The following is a 21021-nucleotide window of genomic DNA, read 5'->3' on the forward strand; positions in this document are numbered from 1 at the left end:
GCAGCATCGGCACCGGCACCTGCACCGGCACCAGCAATGTTACCGAGAACGTCGCGGCCAACGAGGTAAATAGAATCAGAGAGGAATGATAGAATGTCTCCAACGGGGACGTTGGGGGAACTACCCTCACCATCGCCCTCTTCTTGGGGAACACTCAGAGGATTAAGGTTAGCGGCGTGGAGTGAATGAGTTTGCACAGGTGCAGCAGGAAGATCTGCCGTCTCCTGTGCATGTGCCACACCTCCACCGAGGCAAAGTGACAGCGCAGCTGCGGCAAAAGCAGCCGCACCAGGCAACACGAACTTCTTCTTCACTAGAACTCCAAAAGTGAGATGAGAGTCATCCTGCGAACGCCACTTAATAGCTTCTCAAGAAATTCTTAAAAGCTTCCCAATATACGATTGAGTTCAGTGGCACAGGATAAACGATTCAGCAGTACGGAAGAATCGTAAGCCGTGCGAAATAGTTACTACAAAGTAATGAAAAAATAAACAGCAACACAAGTACCCCCAAAACTACCCCCGTTATATTTAAGAAACCCCTAACCTGTGGATTTACCTGAGAAAAATATAAACTTATTACAGTGATAGGAAAATGCAAATGTACTACACTGTGCGCTGTTTTGTACTGCTTAGGCACAGTGAGACACACTCATGCGTCTACTTGTCTTACTTTTGGAGAACGTTATCGGATAATCATAGATATCCAATAGTGAACACTAGGTAAACAGTACACCAATAACAAAAATATCAGCAAACAAGTACCCTAAAGACAGCTCGCATCGTCGTAGAACAGATACCGGCGCGACAATAAGGATACAAAGGAGCACCATGGGACCATCACACGGAGCACAACGCACCCGACGCGATACCCTCACACTCACCCTCCTGAACCTCCTCGCACTCCTCGGCGGATTCCTCCTCCCCCTCCTTATCCTCTGGGTCCTCACCCACAACCACTTCCCCGCCTACGGAAACAGCCACTTCATCCGCAGCCTCACCACTGTCGCCCAAGTAATCCTCTGCCTGATCGTCCTCGGCTGCGCCGCCTGGGCACACGCAGAACGCCGATACGCAGAACGCCACCGCACACAGCTCGAGCAACTGAACCAACTGACAAACTCCCAGAAACAGTCGCACAAAAACTCCCGTACCAGTGTGTGGCGCACCCACTTCGGGCCCGGATTCCTTGCCTCCCTCTCCATTTCCGCGCTGGTCACCGTCTCCCTCGGCCTCCCTCTCTCCGCCACCAAGCTCTACCTCCACGGCATTAGCGCAGACCAAGCCTTCCGCACCGAATACCTCACCCGACTCACCGACAGCACCACCCTCCACGACATGGCTTACCAGGGCATGTCACCCTACTACCCCAGCGCCTGGTTCTGGCTAGGCGGCCGCTACGCCAACCTCGTCCACCTGCCCGGCTGGGAAGCCTTCAAACCCTGGGCCATTATTTCCCTCGCCCTCACCGCCAGCATCATCACCACCCTCTGGTGCACCATCGTCCGCCCAGACCTCGGCATCCTCATCGGCACAACGACAGCACTGGTCACCACCGCCTACGGCAGCGCCGAACCCTACGCCGCCATCGTCGCCATGACGCTCCCCCTCGTCTTCGTCCTCGGCTGGCGCGCCCTCCACCCGCAACCCGACACACCCGCCAACGGCTGGCCTGACGCCGCCGGTGCCGCTATCCTCCTAGGGCTCGGCGCCTGCACCTATACCCTCTTTACCGCCCTCGGCGCCCTCACCCTCGTCCTCATGGCGATAGCTCTCTCCATCCACCGCGCCCGCCAGCAGCGGGACAAGCAGCGTGATATGCGCAGTGAGCAGGACAGTACGCGCAACACGCAGCGCAGTGTACCCAGTACACAGGACAACACGTCCAGCGCGCAGCGCACCCGACGGAGCGCATGGCAGCCCATACTGCGGCTCCTCATTATGGGGGCCGGCGCCCTCGCCCTCTCCTTTATCCATTGGGGCCACTACCTGGCCGACGGACACGGCACAACACACAGCACCAGCGGCAGCGCCCTCCACTACCTGCCCGAGGACTCCGCCAGCCTCCTCCTCCCCATGTTCACACCCGACATTGTGGGGCTCCTCTCCCTCATCGGCCTTATCTGGCTTGTTGCCGCATTCCGCAAACGCCGTATGGCCCAAGCACTTAGCATCGGCATTATCGCCATGTACCTCTGGGAACTCATCTCCATGGTGGACGTCGCCGGCGGCGTCACCCTCCTCGGCTTCCGCATTAACCTCCCCCTCATACTCGCCTTCGCCCTCGCCGGCGTCTGCGGCATAGCCGACGGCACCCGCTACACCCTCACCCGCATAAAACAACGCGGCGATAACGCGAGTACTGCCCGGACTGTCCACGCCGTCATCACCGTTATTGTGGTTCTCCTTGGGGTAGGCCTAGCCCAAAACATTCCCGCCACCCTCGACAGTGACATTCGCCTGGCCTACTCCGACACCGACGGCTACGGCACCCGCGCCAACCGCGAACCCGCCACCGACGCCGCCCACTACCCGCAGGTCAACCAGGCACTCCTCGACGGTGCCACCACCCGCCTAGGACACCCCGCCACCGCCCACGACATCACCATCCTCACCACCGAGGAACCACTCCTGGCCTACTACCCCTATTGGTCCTTCCAAGCCATCAGCCCCCACTACGCCAATCCTCTCGGCCTCTACGAGCAGCGCAACCACCTCATCGAGGACTGGGCGCACGCCACCAGCACAGACGACCTCCTCCACAAACTCAACACCAGCCCCTACCCAGCCCCCAATGCTTTCGTCTTCCACCGCGACGGCAACACCTACACACTCCTGCTTAGCGAAGACGTCTACCCCAACCAGCCCAACGTGCACGACTACACCGTCGCCTTCCCCGCCAGCCTCTTCCAGCACCACTGCTTCCTGGTGAAAAACGTGGGGCCGTTCGCGGTAGTGACCCGGCTCTGCCACACCACACAGCACTAGCCACACTACACGTGGCAGCATTCTAAGACACGGTATCCTGGGACTATGAAGAACACGACACGAATCCTCAGCGCAGCCGCCAGCGCCCTCCTCGCCCTCGCCAGCGCCGGCACCATCGCCCACGCCGACACAAACTCCGACACCGCACCAGAAGGCCCCCTCGGCCCACTAAGCGACCGTAACCCCTTCGCCAAAGACGCCAGCCAACTGAGCTGGGGAAACAAAAACATTCCCACCGGCAGCCAAATCCGCCACGAAATGAAAGACGGCAAACGCCCCAGCTGCACCGTCAACCTCAAGGACAATAAAGCCTCCGCCAAGTGCGTCAACAACACCAACACGCACTACTACGCCATCATCACCACCACCTGCCCCGTTAAAGACCAGAATGGCCGCACCACCTACAAACCAGCCAACAGCCCCTTCGCCATTCCCGCACACCGAAGCGGTGGAGCAACCGCCCGCTGCGCTGCAGGCACTAAAGCCAACGGTATTAACCTCATTGGGCCACTTACCAGGGAAGAAGTTGAACTAATCCAAAAGAGTGAAGACAACCAAAAAGAATTCACCATCAAAACATTCCTATAAGCACATTCCTTATAGGCACAGCGTTAGTTACTAGCTAGCCAGGCGCAAAACAGACTCCCCATAGTTGAGGATAGTTAAGGGTGGCGACTCCATTACGGAGCCGCCACCCTTAACTTCTTTTATGAACGTGTACGGTACAGTACTCTTCTATCTCTACCGGTTCTATCCCTTACCAGTTCTTACCTGCAGATAAGCCCTACAGATAAGCCCAGTATGGGATCAGCCGGAGATCTCACTTACGCTGCAAGCGCGTAATCAGTGGGGCGAGGAATAAGATTTCCGATCTTCTTACCCGGCTCCTGCGGATCATTCAGCGGCGAATTCTTACGCATTAGCGGATTAACAAAGAATGCATACATAATGGCCAGCATAAGATCAGCGGAACCACCCAAAACATTCACAGCGAAACCGCCTACAAGGCCTACGACAGTACCAAGCTTAAGCCCCACAAACATTCCACTAAGAGCGCCAATAACAAGACGGGCAATAACAGGGATAAACAACCCTATAAAGAAGCCCGGTATGGAGCCAAGAATACTGTCCAGCCCAACAATAGCAACGGGGACAAAGGGAGGAAGCATAAGTATTCCAACAACACTAATAGCACCAAGAATTGTTAAGACAGCCTTCAATAGGCAGCCCACACCTATCAACAGACCGATACCGCGAAGCCCCGGAATCAGTAACAGGACGAAACTTAAGACAACTTTCACGACGTACACAGTGACCGCAATTCCGCTAAGCAGAACAGTCGGGATAAAAAGTACCGGAGAAAGAGGTAGTGCCTTCGTCACTAGCAGTGCGCACGCAGGCCAGTGAAGTAGCGCCCATCCCACCATCACAGATACCACTGGCAGTAGGGGAATGAACAGCAATTTAGACGTTATTTGTGCTGAGAATACAGGGGCAAGAAGAACATTCACTAGCGGTCCAACAAGAAAACCGTCAATAGCACTTTTCAGGCCAACAGCTATACCACTAGCAACCGTTCCCACAACAATGGCTACCCCCGCATGCATGAAATTTGATGCAAGCGCAATAGCTCGGGGAGCGAACGCTTTCACAATATTCATAATCTCCTCAGCGCTAGGAGCATTTCCCCCTTGAGCACTGGGATCATCCCCCTTCTGCGGAGCAGGAAGAGGAAGATTACCGGATTTCACCTGGGCCAGAAGATCCTTTAGTTTCGCAACAAAAGCTACAGCAGCCTCATTCTGGTCAGCAGTATTGTTCTTATCGGCAATACTCTTCTGGATAGCATTATTCTTCTGACCAACAGAGCCCTTCTGACCAGCCTGGCCAGCAGCGTTATTCTTACCGTCCTTACCGGCCGTATCGTTCTTGCCAGCAGGGACAACCTTTCCTGTCAGCACATCTCGACCAGCCAGATTAAGAGAATCAGCCAGGAATGAGAGTACCTCACCAGTAGGAACCATCGGAGACTTTTGCTGGACATCACGTTGCTGAGCATTACGAAGAACACCAGCAGTGGCTTCCTTTACATGGTTAACCACCTGTGCGGACACGTGCCCGGTAGAAACCTCTTGAGCATTTGCCGCCGCACCACCACAGCACAACGACACGGCAGCTGCCGCAATAGCGACACCACCAGAAACTAGAAACTTTCTCACAAAAACTCCTTGTAAGACAACATATTTTGCATGGACTACAACGTGTCCGCACCCGTCATAGTAGTACGAACTACCTACCTATTTATCCAGTGCAGGAGCTCTTATTTATCGTCGGAAAAACACTAAAAATACAGTGCTACAACATTTCTAATAGAAAATACTGCTGTATTGTCTATGCGGATGCACTGGTACAGTGTTATTTTCTCGCCATCTGTTCAACTAAAAAACAAAAATTTACACAAAAGATTAATCTCCAAGCAGCAAGAACGTCATCTACCTGACACCCATATCCCGAAAATAGTGGCAAACAAGTAGGCTTAGAGCGTGACTACCAGCCCCCACCAGAGCACAAACCCCACCAGTATGACCACAGACGCCACGTCCACTTCCCAGCCTGCACTCGATACACACGAGAGCTCACACGACAACACACGCAGGGACACACATAAGGGCGCACGCGGGAACATGCACGGTAAGCGCGTCGCCATTCTGGCCACCATCACCGGCATTATTGGCTTCCTCCTGGCCATCGCCTCCGCTGTTCTTCCCGTCCAGCAAAGCGTCGCCACCATCGACTGGAACCAAAACACCCAGCCTGCTGGTATCACCTCCCCCCTCGTCTCCTACATACCGCAAAACCTGGTCGTCACACTCCCCTGCGGTAGCGTTACCAACGCCCCCCAAAACACACTTCTTTTCTCCACTGTTCCCGCTAAATCCGCTAATGCTGGCAGTGAGGGCATGCAGATCCGCCGCGCCCCCGACGGCACCGGCACCGACACCCTCTCCATCACCTCAAAAAGCCACCTCCTGTTCGCCATTCCCGTCTCTGAACTAGAGAAACAGCCCGCCGACTGCCGCATTACCACCACAGTACGGGCAGATGCCGGACCCTCCGACCCCTCCGTATTTGTCACCGCCACCGCCACAACTTTCGCCATGTCAACAGCGGATAGTGACAACCCCAAAACCGACAGCCCCATCAGTGGCGAACTTGCCACCGACTCCACCACCCGCCCACAAGTTGTTGGCTTCTTCACCACCCTGCCGCATGGCACCCGCATTCCTGGACTAACCGCCCACATGGTGGTAGACACCCGCTTCTCCACCAGCCCCACCCCCCTCAAAACCACTCTCATGGTTCTTGGGATTGTCGCCAGCCTGGCCAGCCTAGTCATGCTATGGCGCATTGACCGCATGAGCTGGCGCTACCGCCGCGACAGCCACACCACAGACGCAGACAGTGCAGACGTAGCCAGCGTCAGCAAACCCGGCGTAGGCGTGTGGGTGACGGACGCCGTCGTCACCATTCTGTTGCTTGTCTGGCACTTCTTCGGCGCCAACACCTCCGACGACGGCTACCTCCTGAACATGGCGCGCGTCGCCGACCACGCCGGCTACATCTCCAACTACTACCGCTGGCTCGGCTCCCCCGAATCTCCCATCGGCTGGTATTACAGTATCCTCCAGGCACTCACCCGGATCAGCACCGCCAGCCCCTTTATCCGCATCCCCACCCTGCTCGCCGGCATTATCAGCTGGTTCATCATTTCCCACAGTCTTATCCCCCGGCTGGGCGCCGCCTTCCGCACCAACACCATCGCCTACTGGACCGCCGGCATGTTCTACCTGGCCTGCTGGATGCCCCTCGACAATGGTCTCCGCCCCGAACCCATTGAGGCCGTCCTCTTCATCGCCTGCTGGGCACTGGTAGAGCGCGCCATTGCTAACGGCACTCTGCTGCCCGGCGCGTTCGCTATTCTGGCTGCCGCGTTCGCTATTGGTGCTGGCCCCACCGGCATTATGTGCCTGGCTATTCTCTTCGCCGGGTTCCGCAGCTATTGGCAGAACATTCGCATGGGTGTCTACACCCTCCGCACCGCCGGGGAGGGCAGCGAAGGCAGCAAAGGGGCAGGCAAGGGTGCCCATAAAGGTGCCAGCAAGGGGCTGGCTATTGTCAGTATTATTTTCCCCATTCTGGCCACCGGTTTCCTTATCCTCTACACGGTTTTCGCCGACCAAACCCTGGGCGCTATGCGAGAAGCTGTGCGCGTCCGCACCGAAATTGGCCCCAACCTGGGCTGGTTCGAGGATAAAGCCCGCTGGATTGCCCTCTTCGGCATTAGCCCCGACGGCTCCGTCACCCGCCGCTTCCCCATCTTCATGATGCTCATGATCCTCGGCATCATGGTATTCATCATTGCCCGACGCAAACCCATTGCGGGCCTCTCCACCCCCGTCCTCACCCGCGTGGCCGGCATTAGCATTGGGTCACTCCTCCTCCTCACCCTCACCCCCACCAAGTGGACGCACCACTTCGGTACTTTCACCGGCATTATCGCGGTTGTAGGCGCAATAGGTGCCGTCCTTATGACAAACCGAGGTATTGCCGTCACCCGCAACCGTTGGCTAGCCGCCGCCACCACCGTCGCCGTGACCGCGCTGGCTTTCACCGCCAACAATGACTGGTGGTACGTCAGCCAATTCGGTATTAACACCACGCACGATGAGCAAAACTTCCCCACCTTCTGCGGTAAAGCCATCTCCACCTGGTTCCTGGGGCTAGCACTCCTCTTCCTGCTAGTGGCGGCCATTCTGCACTTCTTCCCCAGCATTGACCACAAACTAAGCACCACCAGCAAACCCGCCATTCGTAAAACCACGAACTGGCTGGCCAGCAAACCTATTGTGCTGGCTGTTCTCAGCACTTTCGTGGTGGCATTCAGCCTGGCGTCCTTCCTGGGCGCCTACATTAGCCGCCGCCCCGCCTACACCGTGGGGTCCGCTAATATGGAGGCACTCCGCGGGCGCCCCTGCTCCCTGGCCGACCAAGTACTTGTAGAGCCGGATCCGGGCCGCTGGATCCTCCACCCCGTTGACGGGGGCAGCCTCGCCAACGCTCTCGCTGGTACTGTCCGCAATGGTTTCCAGGAAGGTGGCCTGCCCGACAGTATCGACGACAACCAAACTGAACTGAACACTGGTGATGCCGTAGAAACCCCCGATCGGCAAAACCACAAGATTCCCCCCTTCGGCCTCCCCCTAGATGTTCCCATTCTGGGCACCTACCGTCCCGATAACCAAGTATCCGCGCACCTTGTCACCAGCTGGTATCGTCTACCCGCACAGCGCGACGATAGCCCCCTCCTGGTCCTTACCATTGCCGGCACACTTAAAGACACGGCCGTACACGTGGAATGGACCACGGACGACCTCACCGCACCCAACGCCAGCACTTCCGGCACCGGCGCGCCCAGCACTGACGCGCCCGGCACCGGCACCTATCGGGTGGCCGGCCGCCTGGTCCCCATGGACCCCGGCCCCACCCCCAGCTGGCGCAACCTACGGCTCCGCCGCCCCCACGACATTCCCGCCAACGCCACCGCTATCCGCATAAGTGTTGACGACACCTCCCTCGACACAGACAAGTGGATAGCCGTCACCCCGCCGCGCGCCCCCCAACTCCGCACCCTCAACGAGGTTGTGGGCAGCACCGACCCGGTTCTCATTGACTGGTCCGTGGGCCTTGCCTTCCCCTGCCAACGCCCCTACCACCACCGCAATGGCATTGCAGAACAACCCAAGTGGCGTATCCTCCCGAACGGCCGCAACGTTGAATCCGCCAACTCCTGGGAGGACACTTTCGGCGGCGGACCCCTCGGCTGGACAGACCTCCTCTACTACGCCGAAAACGTCCCCACCTACCTCAACCACGATTGGCTACAAGACTGGGGCGCCCTACAACGCTTCATCCCCCGCGACCCGGCAGCAACCCCCGCCGCCGTCACCGTCACCGAAAAGAAAGTGAGTGGCTTCTACACACCCGGCACCATGCGGGACACCCCACCAGCCCCCAAACGCCACTAGCCCCAAGCCACTAGCCCCGGAGCACTAGTGCGCCGGGACAGTCCGGGGTGTGGCTTAAGAGCACCCGACATGGCCTAGGCATGACTCTGGGTAGGCTGGGCTAAACCAGGGTAGGTCGGGGTGTGGCCGAGACTGCCTCGACTAGGTTTAGCCCAGGGGGTACTAGGTAGAATGAGGGGCATGTCTGAGCCTGCACCTCACACCTCGCGCCACACATCGCACCACACATCGCACCGGCGCACACACGGCCATACACACCGCCACGCATCACAGAACACGACACAGCGCACATCACAGTGCACACCACAGAGCGCGTCACAGAACACATCACATGATCGCGTATCCGGTTTCTGGAATCTTAAGGCAGCCCGCCTGACGGCCGCCATCACCGGTTTCCTCGGCATGGTCCTTTTTATCCTGGCCCCATTCCTGCCGGTCAACCAGACCACCGCCACCGTCACCTGGCCGCAGCATAAAAGCGTGAAAAGCGTTGAGGCACCACTCATTGCACACAGTCCGCAAAGCATTAGCCTAGACGTCCCGTTCTCCGCTATCCAGGCCATGAAAGGCCAAAAAGACGGCATTATTGCCAGTACACTCCCCGGACAATCCCTGCAGGCCACCCAGCGCGGTCTTTTCATTCGCGTCTCCGAACACACCGTGGACGTTCTCTCCCGCGACACCCCCTTCCTTACCCTCCACCGCAGTGAGGTAGAAGCCGCCCACGACGGCACCATTCATATTGAGGTGGATAAAGACGGTGCCCGCGCCCGCGTCACCGGGCTTGGTAACCCCGTCACTTTCACCTCCGATGATGCCCACCTACGCCCCATCACCATGGGCATTTTCTCCGACCTTCCCCTGGACACCCCGCAGGCTGCCGTCCAGGGCATGAAAGTCACCGTCCACATTGATACCCGCTTCACCACCAGCCCCACCCTGGTGAAACTCCTCGCCATGATTATTGGCGTCATATGCATGATCCTCAGCTGGATCGCCCTGGCTCGCATAGACGCCATCGTGCAACCCACACCTCACACCCCCACCGGCTACCGGCGCCCCGACGGCACTATCCGCAGCCACTGGAGCAGCTTCACCGCCCTGGACGCCGTCGTCTACATTATCCTGCTGATCTGGCATTTCATTGGCGCCAATACCTCCGACGACGGCTACATTCACACCATGGTGCGGGTAGTGAACCAGGGTGCCGGCTACATGGCCAACTACTACCGCTGGTATGGCGTTACCGAATCCCCCTTCGGCTCCCCCTACTACGACATTTTGAAAGGCTTCGCCGCCGCCAACCCCACCAGCCCCTTCGTGCGGCTCCCCGCCCTCATCTGCGCTGTCCTCACCTGGATGCTGATCTCCAAATCCATCATTCCGCGCCTCGGTGAAGGCCTCTACAAGCGCAAGATCACCACCTGGACTGCCGCCGGTGTTTTCCTCATCTTCCACATGGCGTTCAACAATGGCATGCGCCCTGAACCATTCGTCGCCATGATGGCCCTGCTCACCTGGGCCCTGCTGGAGAAAAGCATTGCCACACATCGGATGCTGCCCGCCACCATCTCTGTGCTTACCGCTGCCTTGGCACTCTCCGGCAACCCCACGGGTTTGATGGCTGTGGCCGCCCTCGTCGCCGCCATTCGCCCACTCCTTCACGTTATGCGGGAACGTCGCCCCCGCGTTGGCGTGGCCGCCCAAATTGGGCCCATTGCCGCATCCGGCTTTGCTGTTCTGACCTGCGTCTTTGGCGACCACAACATTGGTGCTGTGCGGGAAGCCACCCGCGTCCGCGGCGATATTGGCCCTAACATGCCCTGGTACCGGGAAGTCCTCCGCTACTTCTGGCTGACCATTCAAACCGTGGACGGCTCCATGTCCCGCCGCATTGCCGTCTTCACCATGCTGTTCTGCCTTATTGTGGTGACGGTCGTCCTCCTCCGCAATCGTAAAATTACGGGCGCTGACCCCGGCCCCAGCTGGCGTGCCCTCGGCATCACCTACGGCACTCTTATCCTCATGATGTTCAGCCCCACCAAGTGGACCCACCACTTCGGCGCCTACGCCGGCATCGCCCCCATTCTGGCGGCACTGGCCGCCCTCGCCATCGGCAATACAGCCCTCCGGTCTAGCCGTAACCGCAGCCTCGTCCTGGGCGCTATGGGATTCGTCCTGGCATTCTCCCTGGCTACCGTCAACGACTGGTGGTTCGTCAGCCACTACCACATTCCCTGGTTCGACAAAGTCCCCCAAATCCACGGGGTGGAGCTTTTCAAGATTGTCATGGTCATTGCCATCATCGCTTTCCTGGTGGCCGGCTGGCAGCACATGACGCAAGACTTCCGACCCCCCAAGGAACCCTCCACTGCGAAAGGCCGCGAACGCCTCCGCATTCTGGGTGCCGCCCCCGTCACCGTCGTTGCCTGGCTCACCGTTGCCTTCTACCTACTGACCTTCGGCAAGGCCGCTATCTCGCAATACCCCGCCTATTCCGTGGCGAAAGGCAACATGGATGTTCTCGCCGGGCACAAATGCATGATGGCCGACAATATCCTCGTTGAACCCGACCCCAATAAGGGAATGCTGACACCCCTCCCCCACCAGGAATGGGAACGCACCCCCCAAGACGGGAACACTATCGCCCGCGGCCCCCTCGCCGGCCCCACCACCAAAAACTTCGAGGCCTGGGGTGTTCCCGACCATATTGAAGCCGACCCCGTCTACATTCAGCAAGGCACCGCCGGCACCGACTACAAAGCCGAATTGCCTTCTCTTACTAAACAATCCGGGCAGCAAGGCGGCATTGACGGTGGCGTAGAAACCGACCTGGGTGTCAATGGTTCCCATGCGAAACTCCCCTTCGGACTCAACCCGAAAACCACCCCTGTCCTAGGCTCCTACCAGTACGGCATGCAGCACTCCGCCACCCTACAAACCGCCTGGTACAGCCTCCCTAAAGCAGACGACGCACACCCCGTTATCGTGTTCACCGCCGCCGGGCGCCTGAAATTCTTGAACGTCAACGGCAACGAATCCTACGGGCAGCCCGTCTACCTACAATACGGCGTCACTCAACCCGACGGCAGCGTAAAAATGCTGGGCCAAGTACTCCCCTACGATGTGGGCCCCATTCCTGCCTGGCGCAACATGCGTATTCCCCGCAGCGCTATCCCCGCCGAAGCCAACGCCGTCCGCCTTGTCGGTGAGGACACTAACCTGGACCCCGACCACTGGGTGGCCGTCACCCCGCCGCGCCTGCCGCACCTGGTGACCCTGCAGAACTATGTGGGCTCCGACGACCCCACCCTGCTCGACTGGGAAATCGCCCTACAATTCCCCTGCATTCACCCCTACAGCCACTACGCTGGCGTTACCGAACGCCCCAAGTGGCGCATCTCGCCCGACCGTGAATCCACCGTCAACAATACGGACACGTGGCAAGCCACCAAGTTCGGTGGATCCCTCGGCATTACTGAAGGCCTTAGCAGTGATGAGGAAGTGCCCACCTACTTGAAGGACGATTGGGGACGCGAGTGGGGGTCGCTGAAACGACTCACACCCTACGGCACCCGCCAGCCAGGACTGCCAGTGCGCGCCGATATTCAGTACGGTACGGAGAAACGCTCCGGCCTATGGAACCCCGGCAAAATGAACATCGGCTAAGGTACAACAGCCGGGCCGTTCCGAATAGGCTATGCCCAGCTAACAGCGCCGTGTAAAAGGATCCCCCGCTCACCTCATCAGGAAGCGGGGGATCCTTTTATCTCAGTATTTCAAAGCGTACAAACACCGCACACTATGCGATGCCTAGTCTGCACGTAACGTCTACTACATCAACGGCACTTCGTGGCGACGCGGCGGCAGGAGTGTTTCCTTATCCCGCAGCTGGGCAAAAGCCTTCCGCAGCATAAGGCGCGTATCAGCAGGTTCAATGACGGCATCAACGTAGCCGCGCTCCGCCGCAATATACGGGGTGGCCATATACGTGTTGTACATTTCAATGAACTGCTTGCGGATCTTCGCACCCTCTTCCGGGCCGGCAGCCTCAATTTCGCGGCGCTTCAACAGGTTCACGGCACCTTCTGCACCCATCACCGCAATGCGGGCGGTGGGCCAGGCGAAGTTAATATCCGTACCCAGGTTCTTTGAGCCCATCACTGCGTAGCCGCCGCCATAAGCCTTGCGCAGCACCACTGTTACCTTGGGAACACTAGCACCCACAATGCCATCCAGGAACTTTGCGCCACGGTGAATAACACCGTTCTTCTCCTCCTCGAAACCGGGGAGGAATCCAGGCACATCCACCACGAACGTGATGGGAATGTTGTAGGCGTTGCAGAGGGCAACGTGGCGGGCAGCCTTTTCCGCGGCGCGCGCATCCAGGCAGCCGGAAAGAACTGTCGGCTGGTTGGCAATAACTCCTACCGGGTGGCCATCTACGCGGGCGAAGGCGGTAATGAGGTTAGCGCCGTAGCCGGGGGTGACCTCCAGGACGTCACCATCGTCAAAAATCTTGACCAGCACGTCCATCATGTCGTAGGAGGCATTATCGGAGTCCGGAATGATGCTGTTCAGGGACAGATCCGAGTCCGTCACTTCTGGTTCCAGACCGGTGCGCCCCAGCGGGGCGGGATCGTTTGCGGACGTGGGGAGGAAGGACAGGAGGCGCCGCACATAGGCGAAGGCCTCGTATTCGTCCTCAGCCACATAGTTGACGTTGCCGTATTCCATCTGTTTTTCGGCGGAGCCTAATTCTTCGATGGTGATGTCCTCGCCGGTGACGGAGCGGATAACGTCCGGGCCGGTGACGAACATGTAGGAGTCTTTGGTGGCCACCACGAAGTCGGTGGTGACGGGGGCGTAGACAGCGCCGCCCGCGCATTTACCAAGCATGATAGAAATCTGCGGCGATAGGCCAGATAGTGGGTATTGGCGGCGGCCGATCTCCGAGTACATGGCGAGAGAGGTGACGGCATCTTGCACGCGGGCGCCACCGGAGTCGTTAATACCAATGACGGGGCAGCCGATTTTAATAGCCAGATCCATTGCGGCACAAACCTTCTTACCGAAGGCTTCACCGACGGAACCGCCGAACACAGTATTATCGTGGGCGTACACCACCACAGGGCGACCATCAATAGTGCCGTGGCCGGTGACAACGCCATCGCCATAGGGGTTATCGGGATTTCCGGGCATTTTCGCCAAACGCCCCATCTCCACAAAAGAGCCTTTATCCAGGAGGGCATCGATGCGCTGGCGGGGAGTTGTTCGGCCCAGCGCGGCGCGCTTCGCCTTGGAACGCTCACTGCCAGGGTCCTCGGATTGGGCCATTTTAGCCCGGAGGTCAGCTAGCTTTTCGGCGGTGGTCATGCTCACAGTTGCTGTCCTTTCTGAGTGCACCATTATTTTAGTCCACCTGCACCTATCCCAATAGTTACACGGTGCTAGTAGTTACGCAGTACTCTCGTTCCCCTATGCCAATGCGGTATTAATTAGTTTCTCCATCCACTGCACTATCCACCGTGTGGCAGTAGTACCGGGAACAACATCGGGATTCGTATTGTATTGGGAGTGAATAGGGTTGTTAGAGAAGAAATTATGCCCTTTTTCTATGAGCGTGACGGGGTTCTTACTGGCGTTGCAGACAATATCCTTTTCTGAACACAACTGGTAGGTGCGCTCATTGAGCACCCCAAAACCGTCACTGCGACGGCCCTTCATAGTGGCGTCAGTACCGGATATGATGCCTAGCCCACTACCCATGGGCCCTAACGTAACCTCTAGCCCCTGCCCATTTAACGGTTTACCAGGATTAATACCCTGCCCATTCACGCGCCTGCCATCTGCCAGCAGTGCCACACCCAGCATATTCTTGTCGGGAATGGTAAGGCGACTATTGCCAATATCGGAGGCAACGTCACCGGCAATAACAGCACCCTGCGAAAAGCCCGTCAACAGGAACTTCGTCTGTGGACAATGCTGATTCATGCGGCTCATTTCCGCCGCTAGACGGTCCTTCCCCTGCTCGCGGGAATCATCATAGCTGGCCTCGTGTTCGGAATTCATATTCCGGAACTGGGCCAGGTAAGGAATGGTGTATACCCGTACGCGGGACGAGTCATAATGCTGCTGCAGGGGGCGAGTAACGTTCAGCAGCATGGCATTACGGCGGAAATGGGGGTGGAAGGGGTCATCATTGGGCTCGGATTCCCACGTCCCTGGCACCGCCAGCACCTCCACCATGGGGCAGCCGGCAGGATTCACCGCCGCTGTTTTTGCAGGCTTACTCTGAGGACGGTTCCCCACCACATTCCACAGCAGCGCACCAACTACCACCACAACAACAAGCAGTGTGAGCACAATAATTCCCACACTACGTTTCTTACCGTGTTGCGGGCTCGTCTCTTTCCCCCACATAGACAGTCCCTCCTTCACGGACAACCGGTAATGGCAGACTGTTCCACTCTACTGGCAATAGTGCTTCACTGCCGTGTTCGTAAGAATAGTGGAGGTCTGCTTCGTGTCCTGGCTAGCTTTCCCCTGCTGCGCGAGCTGCCCTGCGACAGCCCGCGCCAGCACGGGATCGACCCGGCCGGTCTCCGCCTTCCCCTGGCACAGAGACTTTCCGGTTCCGATAAGGGAGTCCTCCACACCATCAACCGTAACGCCCTGATTCTTGAGATCCTGCAGATACTCATCATCTTGGGCAGTACGCATGACAGTGGAGGGCCCCGGGTAATCCTCCGACAATTCACTCGGCTGCGCCGGATTGGCACCATCGGAGGAACGCGGGGACGCCGATGTCGTGGAGGTTTCCGTCGCGGAATCTCCACCAGTACCGTCTACGTCAGATTTTCCGCAGGCAGTAAGCCCACTGCACGCTATAAGCACAGCCATACTGAGGGCGGCAAGACGATACTGCGGGCGACGGTTACTCTCTCGCATAATGAAGTCCTTACGGTAGTAAGACGTACAGAATAGTTACTTCTTGTAGTACTTCGCCGTGTTATTTTTAGCGGTCCACTCAATACGACCGTGCTCAAAGGAAGAGACAGCGCCCTTCTTCGTCGCTTTCTCGTTAGAGGTTGGCCAGCCCAGCTTGCCGGACGTGTAGCCCATCTGCCGATACTTATCCAGAATGGTACCGCGCACCCAGTGCGCCCCATTCTGGAAGGACCAATACAGCCGTCCACCCTGGAAGTCCTGGTAGTAGCCGCGTTTATCGTGGGTCTTGTGTTCCTCATCGACGGGTAGTCCTAGCACGGAGCCGGAGGATCCCATCTTCTTGTAGGCCTCATCAACCTTGCCTTTAACAAGGACGGCACCTGTCCCGGGGGACCAGAATATGCGTCCATGCTCAAAGTTTTGGGCACGTCCGCCGGGTACGGCATACTCGTCTGTTTGGCAGTGCCCAGCAGCTTTTGCGATAGCCGGGTACCCCTTCAGATACTTTTTAATGTCCCCCACAGTCTTACACTTGGAGTTATTTTTGGGTGTCTTATAGGGGATAGGCTTATTCGGATTCCGCTTATTGAGTTCTGCCGCTACCTTGGCGGGGGCATGGTAGGGCTTGCGTGTAGGAGTCGCTTTCCCAGATTTAGCGGGCTGCGCAGACTGTGCAGACTGAGCAGTACTGTCACCGTGCTTTGCGTAGCTGGACAGTGAGTCGTTGTACTGGATATTGCCGGGGGTGGTACCCACAGTTGGCAGGCCGAGAGCCTTCGCAATCTGTGGCAGGGACTGCTTAAATTCAAACTGCCAGTAAGGCCACGAGTGTGTTCCCGAGGGACGGAATTTAACCGTCATGCGAACATTGGCCTGCTCCGCCGCACTCACAAATGTTTTCGACGTCAGGTGGGAAAGGATCTCTAGCGTGTAGGCGGCAGTATTTTCGGGAATACCTTCCACTTGGGAGGGTTTATCGTAGGGGCCAGTGTTGCCAGATCCGGCGGAGATATAAATACTCTTCCCGGAGAGTCGATCCACGTGCAGTTTCGGATCGTGGGCACGCCAGTTAGCGGACTGGTACTTCCCCCACATTTGGGTGGCGTGGTACTTCGGTTTCACTTCCCGCATGGCCTGGTCAATGGCCTCCCCCATACCATCGGAGGACGTATCCAGATAGCCGGAGTAGGAGCCCACAAAGCGGTACAGGCTGGGGTGACGTTCGGCCAGGTTCACGGCGGCAGTACCGCCCATGGACAGCCCCGCCACACCGGCGCTCTTATTCACGCGCCAGTGGTTCCGCAACACGTTGGGGAGTTCCACCGTGAGGAATTTCTCCCACTGCATAGCGTTCTTCGGCTCGGGGGATTTCTCCCAGTTCGTATAGAACGATGCCGCCCCACCAATGGGGAGAACGGTAATGAACTCGGCCTTATCAACTGTTTGTATAATGTCCGTATACTTCGTCCAGCCACTATAGGAGGTGGCGGCACGCATACCGTCTAGCAGATAGAGGGCAGGGTACGACAGTCGGGGATTGCTCTTGAAAGTGGGCGGCAAGAGGAGTTGTACTTGCCGCACGCATTTCATGGCGGGGCTATTGATCCAGATAGCGACATGGCGATCGGAGAGCCACTTCGTTTTGGTGATGGTGGGCTGCCCCGCCGCCTGGGCGAAAACACCGGCCATAGGCCCAATGTTGTGTGCGCCCAGGGTGGGGACAACGACCGCAGGCGTGGCAATAAGTAGCGATGCCGCGACAATGGTGCCAGTGGCACGAGCGGAACGGAACGGACGAAGCATCATAAACCTCACAGGTAACAAAAATGAACAGTGGGCTTAGCTATCCCTCCGTGGGTTCCCCTCCCCCGGAATGAGAGCTACTTTCTATCCAAGAACAGCTTTTACATACGGGTAGGCAGTAACCAGCTGGTCATGCCAATAACCCCAGTTGTGAATACCATTGGCCATAAAGACGTGACGGCACGGAATACCGAGTTCCTCCAGGCGCTTTTTCATCTTGATGTGTTGTTGACGGGCAAGCCCCTCCAGCATGAAACCAACAGTTGTGTTGATGGCTTCCTGCTTAGTCTTGGGGTCGTCGTAGCGGCCGGGAATGCCCGTGGAGGAGGACATGAACAGGTGAAGTCCACGTAGCTTTTCCGCATTGACATACGGGTCGTTACGTACCCAGGCAGGGTCGCTGTAGGGTCCCCACATGTCTTCGAGGTTGTAGTTACCGGCATCTTTCGCTGCGTACTGCAGGAGACGCTGCATAACGGGGTCGGACACATTCATGTATCCGGAGAAGCTCAATGCCTGCGTGAAGTAGGGGCGGTGGTAGAGGGCCAACGTGTAGGCGGCAGATCCGGACATGGACAAGCCACCGACACCATTACCGGTGTAGGCTACACCGAAACGACGGTTGAGGTAGCCGGGGAGTTCCTTAGTGAGGAACGTCTCCCATTTGTAGGTGTATTTCTGGTTGTTTGTGGAGGACTTACGCTTCCAGTCTGAATAGAAGGATGTTTCGCCACCTACGGGCATAACCAGGGTAATGTCAGAGTCCACAAAAACGGAGGGGGCGTGACCATCGTGGGACCAACCATTCCAGTCCTCGCGGGCACGCATTCCATCAAGCAGGAAGAGCGCGTGCTTGCCACCATTCTTGGACGGCTGCACCTGCACGCGGATCTTACGGTGCATTGAGTCCGACCATACTTCGCACTGCTGAACCCAGTAGTGTGCGGGATCCCACTCGCAATGGCGGTTGGAGGAGTTGTCACGACGGAGCGAACTGCGGTTACTTGCGTTCGCGTTGGGAAGGTTAACACCCATTCCGGCGACCAAGGAAATAGCTAGGAGTGATGCTCCTAGGGACGTTATCCATTTATTTCGCTTGTTCACAGTCATAGTTCTTTTCCTTGCGCTCATACCCTGTTTATCGTCATCTACAGTGAGATTGTTACTTTAGTTGAATTTTTTATGAACAACCAAAGCGAACAACTCATGTTCAGCCCACGTTCAGCCCGTGCTCAGCCCGGTAATCGGCTAGTAATTGGCTAGCGACCGGCTACTACTTAACTGTTACTGCTGTGACGAGATGGGAGAGTTTATTACTCCTCTGACTATACAAAACTAAATCACATTAGTCACACTAGTAACACATGAATCAGCAAACTTATTTACTGTTTCTAGCTATACATCTACTGTTTCCGTCTACATGCGATAACAAAATAAATTTGACGCCCTTTCTGAATCCTTATACCTTAGGTAAGGCTTACCTAATATATGTATGGTGTTCGTGGAATACACACGGACAATTATTGGCAGTCGTCACCAACTATGCCAGCCATGCCAACTATGGACAGTCACTGAAAGGACACACTCCCTTGAATATCCGCACCCACCTCATTAAAGCTGCTGCCACTATTAGCAGCTCCGCTCTAGCCCTCGGCCTCTTCGCCACCACCGCCTGGGCCGCACCCGCCGCCACCATCACCCTCGACAAAGACACTGTTAGCTGGGGCGATACCGTCAACGTCACCGTCACCGGCCTAGACACCACCAAAGGCTACTACCTCCTCTTCTGCGAAGCACACCCCAAAAAATTCCCCATCTGCGTCAAAAACGGCAAAAACGCCAAATCCCACCTGCGCATTAACAACAACGTCACCGACGCCGGCGGAGTCCGCATCAACAAAGACGGCGTAGCCACCTCCCCGCTAGAAATCACCAAGAAGGACACCACCCTCACTGGTCCCGTCCCCAACCCCTTCGTTATCACGTGCGCCACCGGGTGCCGTATCGCCCTCACCTACGACCACCCCACCTCCGCAAAAGAAGCCAAAGCCACCGTCCCCATGCTGATCGCAGACACCCCCATCACCGTCAAATAATTAGCAGTACTGCTAGCAGCAGTCACCACAGCTAGCAGCACCCCATAAAATGCCGGCTACTGACCTCGGGGAGAGGGACAGTAGCCGGCAATGCTATTTGTGGTAATGCTATTTTTAGTGCAAACTTAGCCGCCGAAAACGTAGACGGCCAGTACGATACACATTAGCCACAATAGGGCAATGACCTGCAGAACATGGTCTTTGAGGGCAATATCCTCCGGTGCCCCCGCATCGCCACGATCCACATCCACCGCGTAGCGCATAACGGCAATCGCCCACGGCACCATTGAAATCTCGTACCACAAACTGCCACTATGGTCAGCCGTCGCCTGCCCCTGCTGAAACGCCCACAGTGAATAGCAGAGAATAAGCGCCGTCGCCGACATCGTCCACACAAAACGCAGATACGTGCCTGTATAGGACTGCAGCACCTTCCGAATCTGCCGGCCTTCCTTATCTGCCAACAGTTTCTCCGCATAGCGTTTACCGCTGGCCATAAAGATGGAACCAAACGCCATCACCAGCAAGAACCACTGTGACAGTGGCACATCCGACGCCACACCACCAGCAATAGCACGCAGCAGGAATCCCGAGGACACCAGCACAATATCCAGCACCATCTGGTGTTTCAGCCCAAAGCAATAGCCCAACTGCAACACAATATAAACAGCCAACACTATCGCCAGGGAACTACCGGACAAGAAATAGCCCAGCAATACCGACACCAGCATGAGCACAACACCCATCACATAGGCCAGCCGCAGCGGCAGCACACCAGACGCAATGGGGCGGAAACGCTTTACCGGATGCTGCCGATCCGCCTCCACATCCCGCGCATCATTAATGAGGTAAATGGACGACGATGCCAGACAGAACGTGATGAACGAATACAGGACCTGCAGCAACACATGCGGATCCGTCACCACCTCCGTACCGGCAGACAGTGGCGCCATCACCACCAGAATGTTCTTCACCCACTGCCGCGGGCGCAGAGCCTTCCACATTGCCTCAGCCAGATTACGGGGTGGCCGCAGTTGGCGACCCTCCTGCGTCATCTCCGCCGCCGACTCCGTTTCCTCAAACATGGCGTCGTCGGCG

The 21021-nt window shown here is 57.3% G+C and carries 13 protein-coding genes; 5 read left to right on the top strand and 8 right to left on the bottom strand.

All coding sequences use genetic code 11. From position 1 onward, the window contains the following. Window positions 1–314: hypothetical protein (locus QZV76_RS04240; protein ID WP_290598558.1), on the bottom strand; the 314-nt coding region annotated here is incomplete at its 3' end. A 516-nt stretch (window positions 315–830) separates the two neighbouring features. Here QZV76_RS04240 and QZV76_RS04245 point away from each other — a divergent pair. Then, window positions 831–2987, top strand: coding sequence for an arabinofuranosyltransferase (locus tag QZV76_RS04245; protein WP_290598559.1), 2157 nt, complete (start codon window positions 831–833; stop codon window positions 2985–2987). A gap of 45 nt (window positions 2988–3032) precedes the next feature. Then, on the top strand, window positions 3033–3575 hold the full coding sequence (locus QZV76_RS04250) for a hypothetical protein (protein ID WP_290598561.1): 543 nt from the start codon (window positions 3033–3035) through the stop codon (window positions 3573–3575). 236 nt (window positions 3576–3811) lie between these two features. On the opposite strand, the gene QZV76_RS04255 is transcribed toward QZV76_RS04250, so the two are convergent. Beyond that, window positions 3812–5206 (bottom strand): hypothetical protein, encoded by a 1395-nt coding sequence (locus QZV76_RS04255; protein ID WP_290598562.1) that lies wholly within the window; start codon window positions 5204–5206, stop codon window positions 3812–3814. Between the two features lie 324 nt (window positions 5207–5530). Between QZV76_RS04255 and QZV76_RS04260 the strand changes: the two genes are divergently transcribed. Next, the gene (locus QZV76_RS04260; RefSeq protein WP_290598564.1) at window positions 5531–9073 is read left to right on the top strand and encodes an arabinosyltransferase domain-containing protein; all 3543 of its coding nucleotides are present in this window, start codon (window positions 5531–5533) and stop codon (window positions 9071–9073) included. 180 nt (window positions 9074–9253) lie between these two features. Then, complete coding sequence (locus tag QZV76_RS04265; protein WP_290598566.1) at window positions 9254–12742, top strand: arabinosyltransferase domain-containing protein; 3489 nt, start codon at window positions 9254–9256, stop codon at window positions 12740–12742. Window positions 12743–12907: 165 nt separating this feature from the next. Here QZV76_RS04265 and QZV76_RS04270 read toward each other — a convergent pair whose 3' ends face one another. From QZV76_RS04270 to QZV76_RS04290, 5 genes are all read right to left on the bottom strand, one after another. After that, window positions 12908–14455: an acyl-CoA carboxylase subunit beta gene (locus QZV76_RS04270; RefSeq protein ID WP_290598567.1), complete on the bottom strand. Its 1548-nt coding sequence runs from the start codon at window positions 14453–14455 to the stop codon at window positions 12908–12910. Window positions 14456–14551: 96 nt separating this feature from the next. Further along, window positions 14552–15514, bottom strand: coding sequence for a cutinase family protein (locus tag QZV76_RS04275; protein WP_290598569.1), 963 nt, complete (start codon window positions 15512–15514; stop codon window positions 14552–14554). A gap of 30 nt (window positions 15515–15544) precedes the next feature. Then, window positions 15545–16024, bottom strand: a complete 480-nt coding sequence (locus tag QZV76_RS04280) for a DUF732 domain-containing protein (RefSeq protein ID WP_290598571.1) — start codon at window positions 16022–16024, stop codon at window positions 15545–15547. Between the two features lie 36 nt (window positions 16025–16060). After that, window positions 16061–17827 carry an alpha/beta hydrolase-fold protein gene (locus QZV76_RS04285; RefSeq protein ID WP_290598573.1) on the bottom strand — a complete coding sequence of 589 codons (1767 nt, stop codon included), beginning with the start codon at window positions 17825–17827 and terminating at the stop codon, window positions 16061–16063. Between the two features lie 84 nt (window positions 17828–17911). Further along, window positions 17912–18937 carry an alpha/beta hydrolase family protein gene (locus QZV76_RS04290; protein WP_290598575.1) on the bottom strand — a complete coding sequence of 342 codons (1026 nt, stop codon included), beginning with the start codon at window positions 18935–18937 and terminating at the stop codon, window positions 17912–17914. 413 nt (window positions 18938–19350) lie between these two features. Here QZV76_RS04290 and QZV76_RS04295 point away from each other — a divergent pair, with 413 nt between their 5' ends. Then, window positions 19351–19923: a hypothetical protein gene (locus QZV76_RS04295; RefSeq protein ID WP_290598576.1), complete on the top strand. Its 573-nt coding sequence runs from the start codon at window positions 19351–19353 to the stop codon at window positions 19921–19923. Window positions 19924–20048: 125 nt separating this feature from the next. Here QZV76_RS04295 and QZV76_RS04300 read toward each other — a convergent pair whose 3' ends face one another. After that, complete coding sequence (locus tag QZV76_RS04300) at window positions 20049–21008, bottom strand: decaprenyl-phosphate phosphoribosyltransferase (protein WP_290598639.1); 960 nt, start codon at window positions 21006–21008, stop codon at window positions 20049–20051. Between the last annotated feature and the right edge of the window lie 13 nt (window positions 21009–21021).

The sequence above is a fragment of the Lawsonella sp. genome (assembly GCF_011525565.1).
GTDB classification, from domain to species: Bacteria; Actinomycetota; Actinomycetes; order Mycobacteriales; family Mycobacteriaceae; genus Lawsonella; species Lawsonella clevelandensis_A.